The organism is Kitasatospora sp. NPDC097643 (genome assembly GCF_040302625.1).
Classification (GTDB): domain Bacteria; phylum Actinomycetota; class Actinomycetes; order Streptomycetales; family Streptomycetaceae; genus Kitasatospora.
In genome coordinates this window covers 191,488-206,402 of record NZ_JBEOSA010000005.1, presented here as the reverse complement: position 1 = coordinate 206,402, position 14,915 = coordinate 191,488, and the positions used below count along the sequence as shown (strand labels likewise).

The following is a 14,915-nucleotide window of genomic DNA, read 5'->3' as shown; positions in this document are numbered from 1 at the left end:
CCGGGGGGGGGGGGGGCGCCCGGCGGGGGGGCCCGCCCGCGCGCCCCCCCCCGCCGGCGCGGGGGGTCAGGAGGCCGAGCCGCCGCTGCGGCGGCGCAGGCCGAGGACGCCGACGGCGGTGCCGATCACGCCGACCACGATGCCCACCACGCCGAGGGTACGGGCGGTGGAGTCGCTGCTGTTGTGGTCGGCGTCGGCGGCCTCGGCCTTGTCGGCGCTGTCGCCGTGGTTGTGGCCGTCGGCGGCCGGGGCGGCGGTGGCGGTGGCGCCGCCGTGGCTGTCGCCGTGGCCGTCACCGGCGGCGGCCTTGGTGAGCTTCAGGACGGGCGCGGGCTTGGCCGGCTCGGGCTGGCCCTCCTTGGACTCGTCGATCCAGCGGACCACGTCGCCGTTGTCGTAGCTCTGCAGGGCCTTGAAGACCAGGCTGTCGGTGTCGGTCGGCAGCGGGCCGAGCGAGACCCGGAACTCCTGGAACTGGCCGGGGGCGATCTTGGTGCCGGCGTCGGCGGTCCAGGTGATCTTGGAGACGGCCTCGTTGACGTCGTTGCCGTGCACCTTGATCGGCTTGTCGAGCTTCGCCTTCTCGACGGTGGCGGTCCAGCCCGGCATCGGCAGGGTGCGGACGGAGGCCAGCGGGTGGTCCAGCGGGAGGTTGACCTCCAGCTTCACGGTGCTCGCGGTGTCGCTCTCGTTCGGCACCCGGAAGTCGACGGCCGTGTAGCCGCCCTGCGAGGCCGCGCCCGGGTTCACGGTGACGTGCGCGAACGCGGGACCGGCCAGCACCACCACGGAGGTGGCGGCGGCGAGAGCGGCGGCGGCGATGCGGCGGGTGGGAAGGGAACGCATGATGCGGGGTCTCCGTTCGGAGCTCGGCGGACCGGCCCGCTCCCGGGCGACGGGGAGAACCGTGCCTCGGTGGGGCCGCGCGTGGGGCGTGTGTGGGCCACGTCCGTGGGGACGCGTGCGGGACGCGTCCGTGGGGATGTGTGTGGGGCGGAACCAGGGGCCGCCGGCGCCTCGGAGAGCGCGGGCACGGCCCGGACGCCGCGCACGACCCGCGACCCGGCACGAACGACGGCACCAGGTGGGGATCAGTACGCGAAGGCCCCGCGCGGCGGCCCGCGCCGCACCACGCTGTGCCGCAGCGCGGCCCCCACCGGCAGCGGGCACTCCCCGCTCCGGACGCCGAACCGGCGGGCCGGACCGGCCGCGCCGAACAGGCCGCGCAGCAGCGCGGCCGCCAGGGCGAACGCCGACCGCAGCGGCGCCGCCCAGTGCTCCCGGGCCGCCGACGCGGCCACCCGCACCAGCCGCCACAGCGCGGCCTCGCCGCGCCGCAGCCACCAGCCCGCCACCAGCGCGGCCACCAGGTGGCCCGCCAGCATCGACGGCGTCATCCCGAACAGGCCGCCCTGCCACCACGGCGCGACGGCGTACGCCCGCGGGTCCAGGCCCGCCGAGGAGACCAGCTGCTCGGCGGACGGACCGCCGGACAGCCCGGTCAGGCTGCCGGGGTGGGCTTCGTTGCAGATCAGCCGGCCGGCCACCTGCGACAGGGTCAGCGGACCGGAGCCGCCGTGGCCCGTCCCGGTCATCCCGGGCATGCCGGCCATCCCCGCCGGGTGCCCGGCGAAGGAGTGGAACAGGCAGTGCAGCCCCAGCTGGCCCGCGGCCAGCGCCCCGGCGATGGCCGTCAGCGAACGTTCCCGTCCGCCGCACGCCGCCGCGAGCACCAGCACCGCCGTGAAGCCCGCCGCCAGCGCGTACGGTCCGACGTCCCCGCCACCGGCCAGGGCGTGCCCGGCGGCCGCGATCAGGGTGCAGACCAGCGCGAACGGGACGGCCCGGGCAAGCCGGAGATCCCAGGCGGCGACCCCCACCGGCCGGGCCGGGGCGGGGGCGCCCGGGAACGGGGCGGCGGGGAGGGCAGTCATGGCCGGGACATCATCTCACCGCCTACCACGGCGACACGGGCAGGGTCGGAAATCCCTACGAATGCCCCGTTCGGCCGCGGCGTGCACGCCCCCCTGTGCGCCGCTTGGCACAGTCCACGGCCCCAGTCCATCCGCCGAACGGGCGGTAGCCGCCCCCGGGCACGGTTCACCGCCGGATCGCCCGGAGATACCTAGTTGTATGTGGAGCCGCAGCCAGGAGGGACCTCCCGTGGACATCTGGTGGACTCTGCACCTCAAGCGCGACCCGGCCAGCGTGCCGCTGGCCCGGCGCATCCTGCTCGGTGCCATGGCGACGGCCGGCGTCGACCCGCAGATCGCCCACGACCTCGGCGTCGCCCTCAGCGAGGCCTGCGCCAACGCGGTCGAACACGGCGCCGCCGGCCGGCCCGAGGACGGCTTCCAGGTCAGCGCCTCGATCAGCGGCGACCGGCTGCGGATCGAGGTCACCGACTCCGGCCCCGGCCTGCCCGCCCCGGCGCCCCCGCGGGCCGACCGCCGCCGACCCGCCGCCCCGCCGACGCACACCGTCCCGCACCGCCGCCCCCGCCGCGGCCGCGCCACCGTCCCGGCCCGCGTCCTCGCCGCCCACCGCCCCCGCCGCGACGGCCACCCCTACGACACCCACGTGCTGCCCGGCCGCCCCCCGGCCCCCACCCTCCGCCCGGTCGACCTCGACACCCTCCCCGACCTCACCGCCGAATCCGGCCGCGGCCTCTTCCTCATCCACGCCCTCACCGACCACGTCCAGCTCCGCAACCACCCCCTCCGGGGCGCCATCGTGAGCTTCGACAAGATCCTCAAGTGGCAGGACGGCGCACTGTTGCGGGCGGCCTCCTGACCCCGCGGCGGGTACATGCGGACGGGCCCGCTCCACAGAGGTGGAGCGGGCCCGTCGTGCGTCGATCAGCGGGTCAGCTGTGCGAGCCCGCCTTGCGGCGGCGCAGCACGAGCAGGGTGCCGGCACCGGCGGCCAGCACCGCGGCACCGCCGAGGGCGATCGGCAGGGTGTTGGAGCTGGCACCGGTCTCGGCCAGGTGCGGGCCCGCCGACGGGGAGGCGGAGGCGGCGGGGGTGACGGCGCCCGCGGTGGTGGCCGGGGTGCTCGCGGTGGTGGCGGCGCCGGCCTCGGCGACCTGGAACTCGCCCTCGTAGTTGCCGTAGAACTGGGTGCAGCCGTGCGCCTTGGTGTTGGCCGGGGTGGGCACCTTGTCGTTGTCGAAGACGTCCGAGCCGATGTCGACGATGTTGCCGTGGTACTTCCCGGCGGGGGCCTTGGCGGTGGCGGCGATCCGGACGTGCAGGGTGGTCTTCTCGCCCTTGGCGAGCTTGAGGTCGTCGAGCACGATGACGCGCTCCTTGCCCTGCACGGTCTTCCAGCCGGAGCCGCTGTTCACCTGGATGCTGAAGTTCTCGGGGTTCCACGCGGCCCCGGTGGGGTTCTCCATCTCGGTGACGTAGACGGAGTCGTGGAGCGCGGGCAGGTCGATGCCGCTGTTGTTCTCCAGGGCCACGGTGATCTCGGCGGCGGGGCCGCCCTTGACCAGGGTGGTGCCGTACAGGCCGCTGGCGGTGACCTTGAGCAGCGAGCTCTGGTAGACGCCGTCGCTGCACCGGCCGGGGGCCGGCGGCGTGGCCGTCGGCAGCGGCGTGAAGGTGGGGGTGGGGTGCGGCGGCCGCTCGGTGGGCGCCGTCGCGGTGGCGCTCGGAGTGGCGGTGGCCGTCGTGGTGGCCGTCGCGGTCGCGGTCGCGGTGGGGGTCGGGGTGACCCCGACGGCGCCGGCGGTGGCGGCGCCGACCGTGACGCCGAGCGAGAGCGCTACCAGCGTGGACGCGGCCAGAAGGCGGGAAGAGCGCACGATCAATGCTCCAGCTCTGGTGGGAATCGGGTCTGCCTGTGGGCGACTTGGGGCTTCGGCGGGGGCGCCGGCGGCCGTCGCGCCCGCGCACCCTATCGAGCCGTGGTGGCCGGCCCTCGGCCGGGGTGGTCGCTGGTTCGACCCTCGTCGTCACAGCGCCGTGGCCGGGCTTCCGACCTGCGGGTTTGCCCCGGTTGCCGGGGGCGGGCGGCGGTCGGACGATGGGGGGATGATGCACCAGATGCGAGCCGAGTACGGTGCCGAGGGCGCGTCCGCCGGGGTCCGGCTGTGGCACATGGTCCGGGGCGCGGAGAACGTCGCGATGTGCGGGCGGGAGCTCGCCCCGGATGCGGCGGTCCGGGAGCCGGTGGACTGGGGGAAGACCCCCGAACTGTGCTGCCACACCTGCGGGGCGTACTACCTGCGCGAGACGCCGTACCTGGCGGCCGAGCACCCGTGAGCGGCAGTCCGTACGGACTACCGTGATCGGCATGGAGGAACCCCTGGTCCGGCCGCGGTCCCTGACCCGTGAGGCCGCCGAGTTGAGGTCCGGCGTGCCGGTCCTGTCCGAGCACGTCGACCGGTTCTGCGCCCGGCTCGACCGGGTGGACCCGCTGCTCCACGCGTTCGTCCCCGAGCCCGGGCGGCACGACCGGCTGCACGCCGAGGCCCGGGCGCTGGCCGCCCGCCACCCGGAGCCGGCCGGGCGGCCGCCGCTGTACGGGGTGGCGGTCGGGATCAAGGACATCGTGCACGTGGACGGGCTGCCCACGCACGGCGGTTCGGCGCTGCCGCCGGGGGTGTTGGCGGGGCCGCAGGCCGTGGTGGTGGACCGGCTGCGGGCCGCGGGGGCGCTGGTCGCGGGCAAGACGGCGACCGCCGAGTTCGCGGCGAGCGCCCCCGGCCCGACCCGCAACCCGCACCACCCGGGGCACACCCCGGGCGGGTCCAGCAGCGGTTCGGCGGCGGCGGTCGCGGCGGGGCTGGTGCCGCTGGCGGTCGGCACCCAGACGGTGGGCTCGGTGATCCGGCCCGCCGCGTACTGCGGGGTGGTGGGTTTCCGGCCGACGTACGGGCGGATCCCGATGGCCGGGGTGATCCCGAACGCGCCGAGCTTCGACACCCTGGGCGTGTTCGCCGCCGACCTGGCCGGGGCGGCGCTGGCGGCGGCGCTGCTGTGCGACGACTGGCGGGGCAGCGAGCCGGCGGGCGCTCCGGTGCTCGGGGTGCCGGACGGCCCCTACCTGGAGCGGGCCGAGCCGGCCGCGCTGCGGGCCTTCGAGGAGCAGCTGGACCGCCTGGCGGAGGCCGGGTTGACGGTCCGTCGGGTCGCGCTGTTCCCGGACTTCGAGGAGGTCGTCCGCCAGTTGCAGACCGTCAACCGCTTCGAGCTGGCCCGCAGTCACGCCGACTGGTTCGCCCGGTTCGGCGGCCTGTACCGGCCTGAGACGGTGGCGAGCATCCGGGCCGGCCAGGGCGTCGCGGCCGAGGACCGGGTGGCCGCGCTGGCGGCCCGGGAGCGGCTGCGCGAGCGGGTGGCCGGGGTGACGGCCGGGCACGGGGTGGACCTGTGGCTGGCGCCGTCCGCGCCGGGCGGCGCCCCGGAGGGGCTGCACAGCACCGGTGACGCGGTGATGTCGCTGCCGTGGAGCTACCTCGGTCGGCCCGCCGTCAGCCTGCCCGCCGGGCGGACGGCGGACGGGCTGCCGCTGGGCCTCCAGGTGGTCGGCGCGCCGGGCGGCGACGAACGCCTGCTGGCCCAGGCCGCCCGGCTGGAACGGGTGTTGAGCGGGGCTTAGGACTTGTCGGCAGCCAGCGCCGGGTCGCCCGGGTCGGTGGCCTCGGCGCGCAGCAGGCGCAGCAGCAGGCGGCCGGCCCGCTCGTACGGGGCGGTCTCGTCGTGCAGGACGGCCTGCGCGTTGGCGGTCTCCAGGACGGCGACGAGGGCGAAGGCCAGGTCGGCGAGGTCGGTGTCGGCGCGCAGGGCACCGGCGTCGCGGGCCTGGGTGAGCGCTTCGGTGAGCACCTGGTGCCACTCCCGGGCGGTGGCGGCGAGGGCGTCCCGGACGGCGCCGGGGCGGGCGTCGAACTCGGCGGTGACCTCGTAGAAGAAGCAGCCGCCGGGGAAGACCCGGGCCCGTGAGTAGGCGAGCCAGTTCTCGCCGAGCGCGCGCGCCCGGGCGAGGCCGGGCAGGGCGTCGGCGGCGGGGGCGACGACGGCGTCGGCGAAGATCCGGCGGGCCGCGCGGACGGTGGCGAGCTGCAGTTCCTCCTTGGAGCCGAAGCCGGCGAACACGCCGCTCTTGCTGAGCCCGAGGTCGGTGGCGAGCCGGCCGATGGAGAGCGCGTCGAGGCCTTCGACGGAGGCGATCTCGACCGAGCGGCGCAGGACGGCCCGGCGGGTCTCCTCGCCGCGCAGGACCCGTCCGTCCGTGGTCGACCCGGCCACCGTTCACCTCGGTTCTCGTCGCAGTGCAGTGTCGCCAGGGTAGTGCGTGTGCCACGGCGGGCCCAGAGAACTGACGGGAAAACTGTACGAACGGTCGTGCTAATATCGCCCACCTGGCACGCACGAGCACCGCACCGAGCACGGCCCCACCCCAGGAACCCCGTCGACAGGGAGACCCGATGGACCCGGCCCAGGCACTGATCCGCACCACCCTCAACCCCGCCGCGCGGCTCTCCCCCGGCCTGGCCGGTCGGGCCGCGTTCGAGCTGTTCCAGCGGCCGCTGCGCCGCAGCCGGGTGCGCCCGGCGGAACAGGAGGTCCACCGGCAGGCCGCCGTCGAGCGGCTGGCCGTGAACGGCAAGCCCGTCGTCGGCTACCGCTGGGGCAGCGGCGAGCGGCCCGTCCTGCTGCTGCACGGCTGGCGCTCCCGGGCCTCCCGGTTCGCGCCGTACGTGCCCCGGCTGCGGGAGCTCGGCCTGAGTGCCGTCGCCTTTGACGCACCGGGCCACGGCGACTCCGGCGGGCGGGCCACCAGCGTGCTGGAGTTCCGCCACCTCGCGCTCCAACTCCAGGACCGCTACGGCCCGTTCGAGGCCGTCGTCGCCCACTCGATGGGCGTCTGCGCCGCCTTCGGCGCGCTGGCCGACGGGCTGCGGGCCGACCGGCTGGCGGCGGTCTCCGGGGTGTCCGAGGTCGACTTCTTCCCGGCCGCCTTCTGTGCCGTGCTGGGGCTGGACGCCACCGTCGAACGCGCGCTGCGCCGGCGCATCGAGCACGGCCTGTTCGGCGGCGACGCCGGGGCCTGGGAGCGGTACGACGCCGCCCGTCGGCCTGTGGCGGTCGACCTGCCGGTCCTGGTGCTGCACGACGAGGGCGACGACGTCGTCCCGCTGAGCCAGGCGCACCGGCTGAAGGAGGCCTACGGGGACCGGCTCGACCTGGTGGTCACCCAGGGGCTCGGCCACCGCCGGATCATCGCGGAACCGGCCGTCGTTGATCAGGTGATCGGATTCCTGTCCGCCGACCTGGAGGTCGCCGCCGCATGAGGCTCATCGAACTGCACGCGCAATCACTGGAGTTGGCCGCCGAGGTGGTGGACGCCGTCCGCCCGGAGCAGCTGGACCTGCCCACCCCCTGCGCGGGCTGGACGCTGCGCCGGCTGCTGGAGCACGTGGTCGGCCAGCACCAGGGCTTCGCCGCGGCCGCCCGCGGCGCCGGGCCCGACCTCGCGCTCTTCGCGGACGCCCCGGTCGGCGAGGACCCGGCCGGCGCCTTCCGCCGGACGGGCGCGGAGCTGACCGCGGCCTTCCACGAGGCCGCGGCGGCCGGCCGCGGGCTCTGGCTCCCCGAGATCCAGGGCGCCGAGCCCTTCCCGCTGCCCCGGGCCGTCGGCTTCCACCTGCTCGACACCCTGGTGCACGGCTGGGACGTCGCGGCCGCGCTCGGCGACGCCGCGGGCCTGGTCGCGGCCGTCGACGGCGACGATGAGCTCGCCGCCGCGCTGCTGGCGGTCACCGAGGCCGTCCCGGCGGCCCCGGAGAACCGGGTGCCGGGCAAGGCCTTCCGCCCGCCGCTCGACCCGGGTGCGGACGGCGGCCGGTTCGACCGGGCGCTGGCCCTGCTGGGCCGCGACCCGGCCTGGAAGGCCTAGGCGCGCGTCCTGGGCACGCGTCCTAGGCGCTCGTCCGGGCACTCGTCCCGGACTCGTCGCCGGGCTGCTCGTCCGGGAACCGGGGGCCGCCGATCAGGAAGAGCAGCGCGGCGGTCGGAAAGCCGAGCGAGGCGGCGCACAGCACGATGAACTGCCAGAACATGTCCTGCTCCTCGTCAGTCCCGGGCTGCCCGGACACCCGAAGGTGATCCCAAACCTGACAGGCCCTGATTGGCCGAATTGTCCAGTCGTTATCCGACGGTATGGCCGGATTGCCCCGGCTGCCACCCGGCGGCGGGCACCGGCCCGCGCCACACCGGCGCACGGGTCTGGGCGCGGGCCGGGGGCGGCGGCCACACTGTCGGGATGCAGCTACAGCTCGCAGGGGAAGCACGGCGGCCGGGCCGCGAGAGCGAGGACTTCGCGGCGGCCTCGCCGGAGGCGCTGGTACTGCTGGACGGTGCGAGTTCGCCGACCGGCCTGGAGTCCGGGTGCCGGCACGGGACCGCCTGGTACGTCCGCCGGCTGGGCGTGCACCTGCTCGCCCGGCTCACCGACCGGGCGGACCGCTCGATCGCCGAGTGCCTGTCCGACGCCATCGTGGAGACGGCCGCGCTGCACGGCGGCCGCTGCGACCTCGCCCATCCGAACACGCCCGCCGCGATGGTGGTCGCGGCCCGGCGGCACGGCGAGTCGCTGGAGTACCTGGTGCTCGGCGACTCGCTGCTGGTGCTGGAGTACAAGGACGGCCCGCCGAAGGTGATCGGGGACAACCAGCGCTTCCCCGGCGGGGAGGGGCTGCGCCGGCAGATCTGGGCGACCGTCCCCGGCTCGGCCGAGCGGGCCGCCCTGCACCTGGAGTACGCGCTGGCCGTCCGGGCCGCCCGCAACCGGGGCAACGGCCCGTGGATCGCCGCCGCCAGTCCGAGGGCCGCCGGGCACGCCGAGACCGGCTTCGTCCGGCTGGAGCGGCTGCACGCCCTGGCCGCCCTCACCGACGGCGCCTCGCGCTACACCGAGCGCTTCGGGCTGGGCAGTTGGGCGGACGTGCTGCGGCTGCTCGCCGAGTCCGGGCCGGGTGAACTGATCGCCCAGGTCCGCGAGGTCGAACGGGCGGACGCCGCCTGCGAGCGCTGGCCGCGCGGCAAGCGGCACGACGACGCCTCGGCCGTCTACGCGCTGCTGTAGGGCAGCGGCGGGACGGCCGAGGCGTCGCCGGGTGGTGCGGGTCAGTCGATCGGGTGGCCGAACCTGCCGGACTGGAAGTCCCGCATGGCCTGCTCCAGTTCGCGGTGGCTGTTCATCACGAACGGCCCGTACCAGGCGACCGGCTCACGGATCGGCTGCCCGCCGAGCAGGATGACGTCCAGGTTGGGGTGCCGGGAGTCCTGCTTGGTGTCGGCGGAGACGGTGATGGTGTCGCCCTCGCCGAACACCGCCGCCTGCCCGGTGTGGATCGGCCGGCCCTCGGCGCCGATGGTGCCGTCGCCGTTGAGGACGTAGGCGAGCGCGTTGAAGTCGGGCCGCCACGGGAGGGTGACCTGCGCGCCCGGGGTGATGCTGGCGTGCAGCAGGGTGATCGGGGTGTGGGTGACGCCCGGGCCCTGGTGGCCGTCCAGCTCGCCCGCGATCAGCCGCAGGACCGCGCCGCCGTCCGGGGTGGAGAGCAGCTTGACGTGGCCGCCGTGGATGTCCTGGTAGCGCGGGGTGGTCATCTTGTCCGAGGCCGGGAGGTTGACCCAGAGCTGGATGCCGTGGAACAGGCCGCCGGTCATGACCAGCGACTCCGGCGGGGTCTCGATGTGCAGGATGCCCGAGCCGGCCGTCATCCACTGGGTGTCGCCGCCGCCGAGGTGGCCGCCGCCGCCGTGCGAGTCCTTGTGGATGAACTCGCCGTCGATCAGGTAGGTGACCGTCTCGAAGCCGCGGTGCGGGTGCCAGGGCGTGCCCTTGGGCTCGCCGGCGGCGTACTCCACCTCGCCCATCTGGTCCATCATGATGAACGGGTCGAGGTACTTGGTGTTGATCTTGGCGAAGGCGCGGCGGACGGGGAAGCCCTCGCCCTCGAAGCCCTCGGGCGCGGTGACCACGGTGAGGACCGGGCGGGCGCTCGTGACGGCGGGGTCCGGGGTGGCGACGCGGGGCAGGGTCAGCGGGTTTTCGACGGTCACGGCGGGCATGTCGGCCTCCTTCGGGGGTTCCTCTGGCCTACGTCCACGAGATTAGTTCAATCCTCAACAAGAAGCAAGTTGAAAATTGAACTATGTCGTGACGGAGGAACCAGGGCTCCTCTCCAGGGTGGGCTAGCCGTCTGCGAAGCAATGGCTGGCGGCCGCGAAGCGGTCGCTAGCCATACATCCGGCGCATGGTGAAGTCGACCATCTGCTCGACCGCCTTGGCGTCGAACACCATCCGGTGCTCGCCCTCCATGTCGAGCGCGAAGCCGTAGCCGGTCGGCAGCAGGTCCAGGACCTCGGCGCCGGTGACGGTGAAGTGCTTGGAGTCCTTGCCGGCGTAGCGGCGCAGTTCCTTCAGCGAGCTGAACATCGGGATCACCGGCGTCGGCGTGTTGTGCAGCGCCAGGAAGCCCGGGCGGTCGCCGCGCGGGCAGTGCACCTTCGAGGTGATGAAGATGGCCTGGAAGTCCTCGACCGCCATCGAGCCGGTGGTGAAGGCCCGGACGGCGTCCGCGAGGGACGGCGGGGAGGGCTCGGGGTAGAGGGACTGCTGGTTCGCCTGCGACTGCGCGCCGTAGGCGTCGGCGCCGGGCATGCCGTTCATGCCCGGCTGCGGACCCGCCTGCTGCTGGTAGGGGTCACCCGGGTATGCGTTCTGGTCATATCCGTACACACGGACAGGCTAGCGGGAGCGCAGCCGCCCGCGCTGGCGCCGATCCTGACAAGGAGTGGTCGTCCCGGCTTGTGGGACGTGACCACGTTCATAGCGGATTCACCGCCAGGGGCTTGCCCAAGTTACCGCTGGGTAGCATCATGATGCCTACTGGTGGGTACGGGACGCCCGAACGCGGCGGTCTCCCGGAAGCGACGAACCGGAGAAAACGGCCATGGGTCACTACAAGTCCAACCTGCGGGACGTGGAGTTCAACCTCTTCGAGGTGTTCGGCCGCGAGCAGGTCTACGGCACCGGACCGTTCGCGGACATGGACGTCGAGACCGCGAAGAACATCCTGAGCGAGATCGCGCGCCTCGCCGAGAACGACCTCGCCGCCTCCTTCGCCGACACCGACCGCAACCCGCCGGTCTTCGACCCGGAGACCAACACCGCGCCGATCCCGGCCACCTTCAAGAAGAGCTACCAGACCTTCATGGACGCCGAGTGGTGGCGTCTGGGCATCCCGGAGTCCATCGGTGGCCAGGTCACCCCGAACTCCCTGATCTGGGCCTTCGCCGAGCAGATCCTCGGCTCGAACCCGGCCATCTGGATGTACTCCTCCGGCCCGGCCTTCGCCGGCGTCATCGCCGAGGAGGGCACCCCGGAGCAGCTGGAGGTCGCCAAGCGGATGACCGACCGCCTCTGGGGCTCCACCATGGTCCTGACCGAGCCGGACGCCGGTTCGGACGTGGGCGCCGGCCGCACCAAGGCGATCAAGCAGGAGGACGGCTCCTGGCACATCGAGGGTGTGAAGCGCTTCATCACCTCGGGCGAGCACGACATGTCCGAGAACATCATCCACATGGTGCTGGCCCGCCCCGAGGGCGGTAAGCCGGGCACCAAGGGCCTCGGCCTCTTCATCGTGCCGAAGTTCGACTTCGACTGGGAGACCGGCGAGCTCGGCGAGCGCAACGGCGTCTACGCCACCAACGTCGAGCACAAGATGGGCCTCAAGGCCTCCAACACCTGCGAGATGACCTTCGGCGCCAAGCACCCGGCCAAGGGCTGGCTGCTCGGCGAGACCGTCGACGGCATCCGCCAGATGTTCAAGATCATCGAGTTCGCCCGGATGATGGTCGGTACGAAGGCCATCGCCACCCTCTCCACCGGCTACCTGAACGCCCTGGAGTACGCCAAGGAGCGCGTGCAGGGTGCCGACATCTCGCAGTTCCTGGACAAGACCGCCCCGCGCGTCACCATCACCCACCACCCCGACGTGCGCCGCTCGCTGCTGACCCAGAAGGCCTACGCCGAGGGCATGCGCGCGCTGGTCCTGTTCACCGCGTCCACCCAGGACGACATGCTGGCCGCCAAGCTGCGCGGCGAGCGCGACGAGGCCGCCGAGCGCCTGAACGACCTGCTGCTGCCGATCGTCAAGGGCTACGGCTCGGAGAAGTCCTACGAGCAGCTCGCCCAGTCCCTGCAGACCTTCGGTGGCTCCGGCTACCTGCAGGAGTACCCGATCGAGCAGTACATCCGCGACGCCAAGATCGACACCCTGTACGAGGGCACCACCGCCATCCAGGGCCAGGACTTCTTCTTCCGCAAGATCGTCAAGGACGGCGGCCAGGCGCTGACCGCGCTGTCCGAGCAGATCCAGAAGTTCATCGCCTCCGCCGCCGGCGGCGACGCCCTGGCCGCCGAGCGCGAGCTGCTCGCCAAGGCCGCGGGTGACCTGGAGGCCATCATCGGCAAGCTGCTGGCCGACCTGTCCTCGGTCGAGCAGGACGTCAAGAACATGTACAAGGTGGGCCTCAACACCACCCGCCTGCTGATGGTCTCCGGCGACGTCGTGGTCGGCTGGCTGCTGCTGCGCCAGGCCGCGGTGGCCCTGGCCAAGCTGGAGGCCGGCGCCTCGGAGAAGGACGTGCCGTTCTACCAGGGCAAGGTCGCGGCGGCCCGCTTCTTCGCCAAGAACGTGCTGCCGACCGTCGCCCCGCAGCGACTGATCGCCGAGGGCATCGACAACGAGATCATGGAGCTGGCGGAGGAGGCCTTCTAGGCCCCTGCACCCCCGACTGCCTGACACCACCCTCAACCGAAGGGCCCGGCTTCCTGCCGGGCCCTTCGGCGTTCCAGTCCACGGGGCCTCAGGTGCTGCGGAGGGCCTTCAGGGGGTCGGTGCGGGCGGCGCGGAGGGCGGGGTAGAGGCCGGCCAGCAGGCCGACGACGGTGCCGATCAGCGGGGCGGGCAGGGTGGCGGCCGGCTGGAGGACGGCCGTCCAGTCGCGGGCCGCCGCCACCCCGACCACGGTGACCACGCCGAGGCCGGTGCCGATCAGGCCGCCGAGGGTGCCCAGGGCCGTCGACTCGGTCAGGAACTGGGCCGCGATGTGCCCGGTGCGGGCGCCCAGCGAGCGGCGCAGGCCGATCTCCCCGGTCCGCTCCAGGACGGCGACCAGCGTGGTGTTGGCGATGCCCACCGCGCCCACCAGCAGGCAGATCCCGGCCAGCGCCAGGAACAGGCCGGTCAGGTCGGAGGTCACCTGGTCCTGGAGGCTGTGCGGATCCGGCGGCGGGACGACGGTGAACGCGTCCGGGGCGTCCGGCCGCAGCGCGAGCGGGATCTGCGCGGCCACCACCGGGGCGGCGCCGACCCGGGTGGCGACCAGGCCCTGGGCGCCCCGCTCCGGCTCCGGGGCCGGGTTGCCGTACCGCTCCAGCGCCGTACTGGCCGGGATCAGCAGGCCGAGCAGGGCGCCCGGCTGGCGCCGGACGTCCGAGTAGATCCCGATCACCGAGTACGGGACGCCGTCGAGGAAGACGGCCGGCTGGGCGTCCAGGCGGCTCACCCCGAGGCGCTTGGCGGCGGCCTCGCTCAGCAGCACCACGGGCTGCGCGGTGCGCTGGACGAAGGCGTCCATGGTGACCCCGGCGGCCAGGGTCGGCTCCATCGCGGACACCGCGCCCGGGGTGGCGGCCAGCACCGTCAGACCGGTGCCCTCGTCGGGGCCGTTCGGGCGGCTGGAGATCACCGGGGCGGTGGGGACCGGCCACCAGACGCCGCCCGCCCGGACGCCGTCGATCGCGGCGAGCCGGCGGTCGGCGTCCGCGGGGAAGTTGCTCGGCGGGTTGGCGCCGGGGGCGACGCCGTCGGGGCGTGGACGGTCGGTCACGGTGACCGTGGTGGCCTTGGTGAGGCTGAACTGTTCGCCGATCTGGCCGGAGGCGGTCGCGGTCAGGCCGAGGACGGCGACGAACGCGCCGATGCCCAGCACGGTGCCGAGCATGGTCAGCACCGAGCGGCCGGGGCGTTGCAGGAGGCCGGAGAGGGCCTCGGAGAGCAGGTCGCGCAGGCCCAGGCGGGCGGACGGCCCGGGGAGCGCGGAACGGGCGCTGCGGACCTTGCGGGGGCTGCGGGCGGGGCGGCTCACCGGGCGGGCACCTCGGCCTCGCTGGGCAGGCCCTCGCGCTCGCTCAGCACGCCGTCGCGGATCGCCACCCGGCGCCCGGCCCGGGCGGCCACCGCGGGGTCGTGGGTGATGACGACGAGGGTGAAGCCCTGGGCGTGGAGGTCGTCGAACCGGGCGAGGACGGCGTCGGCGTTGGCCGAGTCCAGGTTGCCGGTCGGCTCGTCGCACAGCAGCAGGCTCGGCCGGTTCACCAGGGCCCGGGCGATCGCCACCCGCTGGCGCTCCCCGCCGGACAGGGTGCTCGGCAGCGCGTCGGTGCGGTGGCCGAGCCCGACCAGGCGCAGCGCCGCCAGGGCGGCCGCCCGGCGGGCCCGGGCCGGGGTGCGGTTGTAGACCTGGGCGAGGACGACGTTCTCCTCGGCGGTGCGGTGCGGCAGCAGGTGGAAGGACTGGAAGACGAAGCCGATCCGGCGCCCGCGCAGGGTCGCGCGGTCCCGGTCGCGCAGGCTCGCAGTGTCGATGCCGTCCAGCTCGTAGCGGCCGGTGGTGGGGGTGTCGAGCAGGCCGAGCAGGTGCAGCAGGGTGGACTTGCCGGAGCCGGACGGGCCGGTGACGGCCAGGTACTCGCCGCGGTGGACGGTCAGGTCGGTCGGCCGTAGCGCCACCACGGGCGGCTGTCCAGGGTGGGTGCGGCCCACTCCGTCCAGCCGGATGACCGGGGGCGTCCCGGTCGTCACGTGACTCGCGTGCCCCTCTTGC

At 74.3% G+C, this 14,915-nt stretch carries 16 protein-coding genes; 7 read left to right on the top strand and 9 right to left on the bottom strand.

Annotated elements, in window-relative coordinates:
* Nucleotides 1-66: 66 nt before the first annotated feature.
* Together ABTY15_RS06020 and ABTY15_RS06015 are read right to left on the bottom strand one after the other, a co-directional pair.
* Nucleotides 67-846: a YcnI family copper-binding membrane protein gene (locus ABTY15_RS06020; RefSeq protein WP_350576730.1), complete on the bottom strand. Its 780-nt coding sequence runs from the start codon at nt 844-846 to the stop codon at nt 67-69.
* Between the two features lie 245 nt (nt 847-1,091).
* Nucleotides 1,092-1,934 carry a hypothetical protein gene (locus ABTY15_RS06015; RefSeq protein WP_350576728.1) on the bottom strand — a complete coding sequence of 281 codons (843 nt, stop codon included), beginning with the start codon at nt 1,932-1,934 and terminating at the stop codon, nt 1,092-1,094.
* Between the two features lie 229 nt (nt 1,935-2,163).
* Here ABTY15_RS06015 and ABTY15_RS06010 point away from each other — a divergent pair, with 229 nt between their 5' ends.
* Nucleotides 2,164-2,793, top strand: coding sequence for an ATP-binding protein (locus ABTY15_RS06010; protein ID WP_350576726.1), 630 nt, complete (start codon nt 2,164-2,166; stop codon nt 2,791-2,793).
* A gap of 73 nt (nt 2,794-2,866) precedes the next feature.
* Here ABTY15_RS06010 and ABTY15_RS06005 read toward each other — a convergent pair whose 3' ends face one another.
* Nucleotides 2,867-3,811 carry an LAETG motif-containing sortase-dependent surface protein gene (locus ABTY15_RS06005; protein ID WP_350576724.1) on the bottom strand — a complete coding sequence of 315 codons (945 nt, stop codon included), beginning with the start codon at nt 3,809-3,811 and terminating at the stop codon, nt 2,867-2,869.
* Nucleotides 3,812-4,052: 241 nt separating this feature from the next.
* Here ABTY15_RS06005 and ABTY15_RS06000 point away from each other — a divergent pair, with 241 nt between their 5' ends.
* A complete protein-coding gene (locus tag ABTY15_RS06000) occupies nt 4,053-4,271 on the top strand; it encodes a hypothetical protein (protein WP_502893426.1) in 219 nt (72 codons plus the stop codon).
* A 31-nt stretch (nt 4,272-4,302) separates the two neighbouring features.
* On the top strand, nt 4,303-5,610 hold the full coding sequence (locus ABTY15_RS05995) for an amidase (protein WP_350576721.1): 1,308 nt from the start codon (nt 4,303-4,305) through the stop codon (nt 5,608-5,610).
* Here ABTY15_RS05995 and ABTY15_RS05990 read toward each other — a convergent pair.
* The gene (locus ABTY15_RS05990) at nt 5,607-6,260 is read right to left on the bottom strand and encodes a TetR/AcrR family transcriptional regulator (RefSeq protein WP_350576717.1); all 654 of its coding nucleotides are present in this window, start codon (nt 6,258-6,260) and stop codon (nt 5,607-5,609) included. The two genes, ABTY15_RS05995 and ABTY15_RS05990, sit on opposite strands and share 4 nt — an antisense overlap.
* A gap of 179 nt (nt 6,261-6,439) precedes the next feature.
* Here ABTY15_RS05990 and ABTY15_RS05985 point away from each other — a divergent pair, with 179 nt between their 5' ends.
* Both ABTY15_RS05985 and ABTY15_RS05980 read left to right on the top strand, forming a co-directional pair.
* Nucleotides 6,440-7,306: an alpha/beta hydrolase gene (locus ABTY15_RS05985; protein ID WP_350576713.1), complete on the top strand. Its 867-nt coding sequence runs from the start codon at nt 6,440-6,442 to the stop codon at nt 7,304-7,306.
* Complete coding sequence (locus ABTY15_RS05980; RefSeq protein WP_350576711.1) at nt 7,303-7,911, top strand: TIGR03086 family metal-binding protein; 609 nt, start codon at nt 7,303-7,305, stop codon at nt 7,909-7,911. Before ABTY15_RS05985 ends, ABTY15_RS05980 begins: the two co-directional genes overlap by 4 nt.
* A 22-nt stretch (nt 7,912-7,933) precedes the next feature.
* Here the strand turns inward: ABTY15_RS05980 and ABTY15_RS05975 are convergent, their stop codons facing one another.
* The gene (locus tag ABTY15_RS05975; protein ID WP_350576708.1) at nt 7,934-8,074 is read right to left on the bottom strand and encodes a hypothetical protein; all 141 of its coding nucleotides are present in this window, start codon (nt 8,072-8,074) and stop codon (nt 7,934-7,936) included.
* A 203-nt stretch (nt 8,075-8,277) separates the two neighbouring features.
* Here ABTY15_RS05975 and ABTY15_RS05970 point away from each other — a divergent pair, with 203 nt between their 5' ends.
* The gene (locus ABTY15_RS05970) at nt 8,278-9,099 is read left to right on the top strand and encodes a protein phosphatase 2C domain-containing protein (protein WP_350576705.1); all 822 of its coding nucleotides are present in this window, start codon (nt 8,278-8,280) and stop codon (nt 9,097-9,099) included.
* Between the two features lie 41 nt (nt 9,100-9,140).
* Here the strand turns inward: ABTY15_RS05970 and ABTY15_RS05965 are convergent, their stop codons facing one another.
* On the bottom strand, nt 9,141-10,091 hold the full coding sequence (locus ABTY15_RS05965; RefSeq protein ID WP_350576703.1) for a pirin family protein: 951 nt from the start codon (nt 10,089-10,091) through the stop codon (nt 9,141-9,143).
* Nucleotides 10,092-10,257: 166 nt separating this feature from the next.
* Nucleotides 10,258-10,761: an SseB family protein gene (locus ABTY15_RS05960; protein WP_374106673.1), complete on the bottom strand. Its 504-nt coding sequence runs from the start codon at nt 10,759-10,761 to the stop codon at nt 10,258-10,260.
* Between the two features lie 214 nt (nt 10,762-10,975).
* Here ABTY15_RS05960 and ABTY15_RS05955 point away from each other — a divergent pair, with 214 nt between their 5' ends.
* Complete coding sequence (locus tag ABTY15_RS05955) at nt 10,976-12,805, top strand: acyl-CoA dehydrogenase (protein WP_350576701.1); 1,830 nt, start codon at nt 10,976-10,978, stop codon at nt 12,803-12,805.
* An 88-nt stretch (nt 12,806-12,893) separates the two neighbouring features.
* Here ABTY15_RS05955 and ABTY15_RS05950 read toward each other — a convergent pair whose 3' ends face one another.
* Nucleotides 12,894-14,177 carry an ABC transporter permease gene (locus tag ABTY15_RS05950; protein ID WP_350576699.1) on the bottom strand — a complete coding sequence of 428 codons (1,284 nt, stop codon included), beginning with the start codon at nt 14,175-14,177 and terminating at the stop codon, nt 12,894-12,896.
* Nucleotides 14,174-14,893 (bottom strand): ABC transporter ATP-binding protein, encoded by a 720-nt coding sequence (locus ABTY15_RS05945; RefSeq protein ID WP_350576696.1) that lies wholly within the window; start codon nt 14,891-14,893, stop codon nt 14,174-14,176. The genes ABTY15_RS05950 and ABTY15_RS05945 overlap by 4 nt, the downstream gene beginning before the upstream one ends.
* Nucleotides 14,894-14,915: the final 22 nt, after the last annotated feature.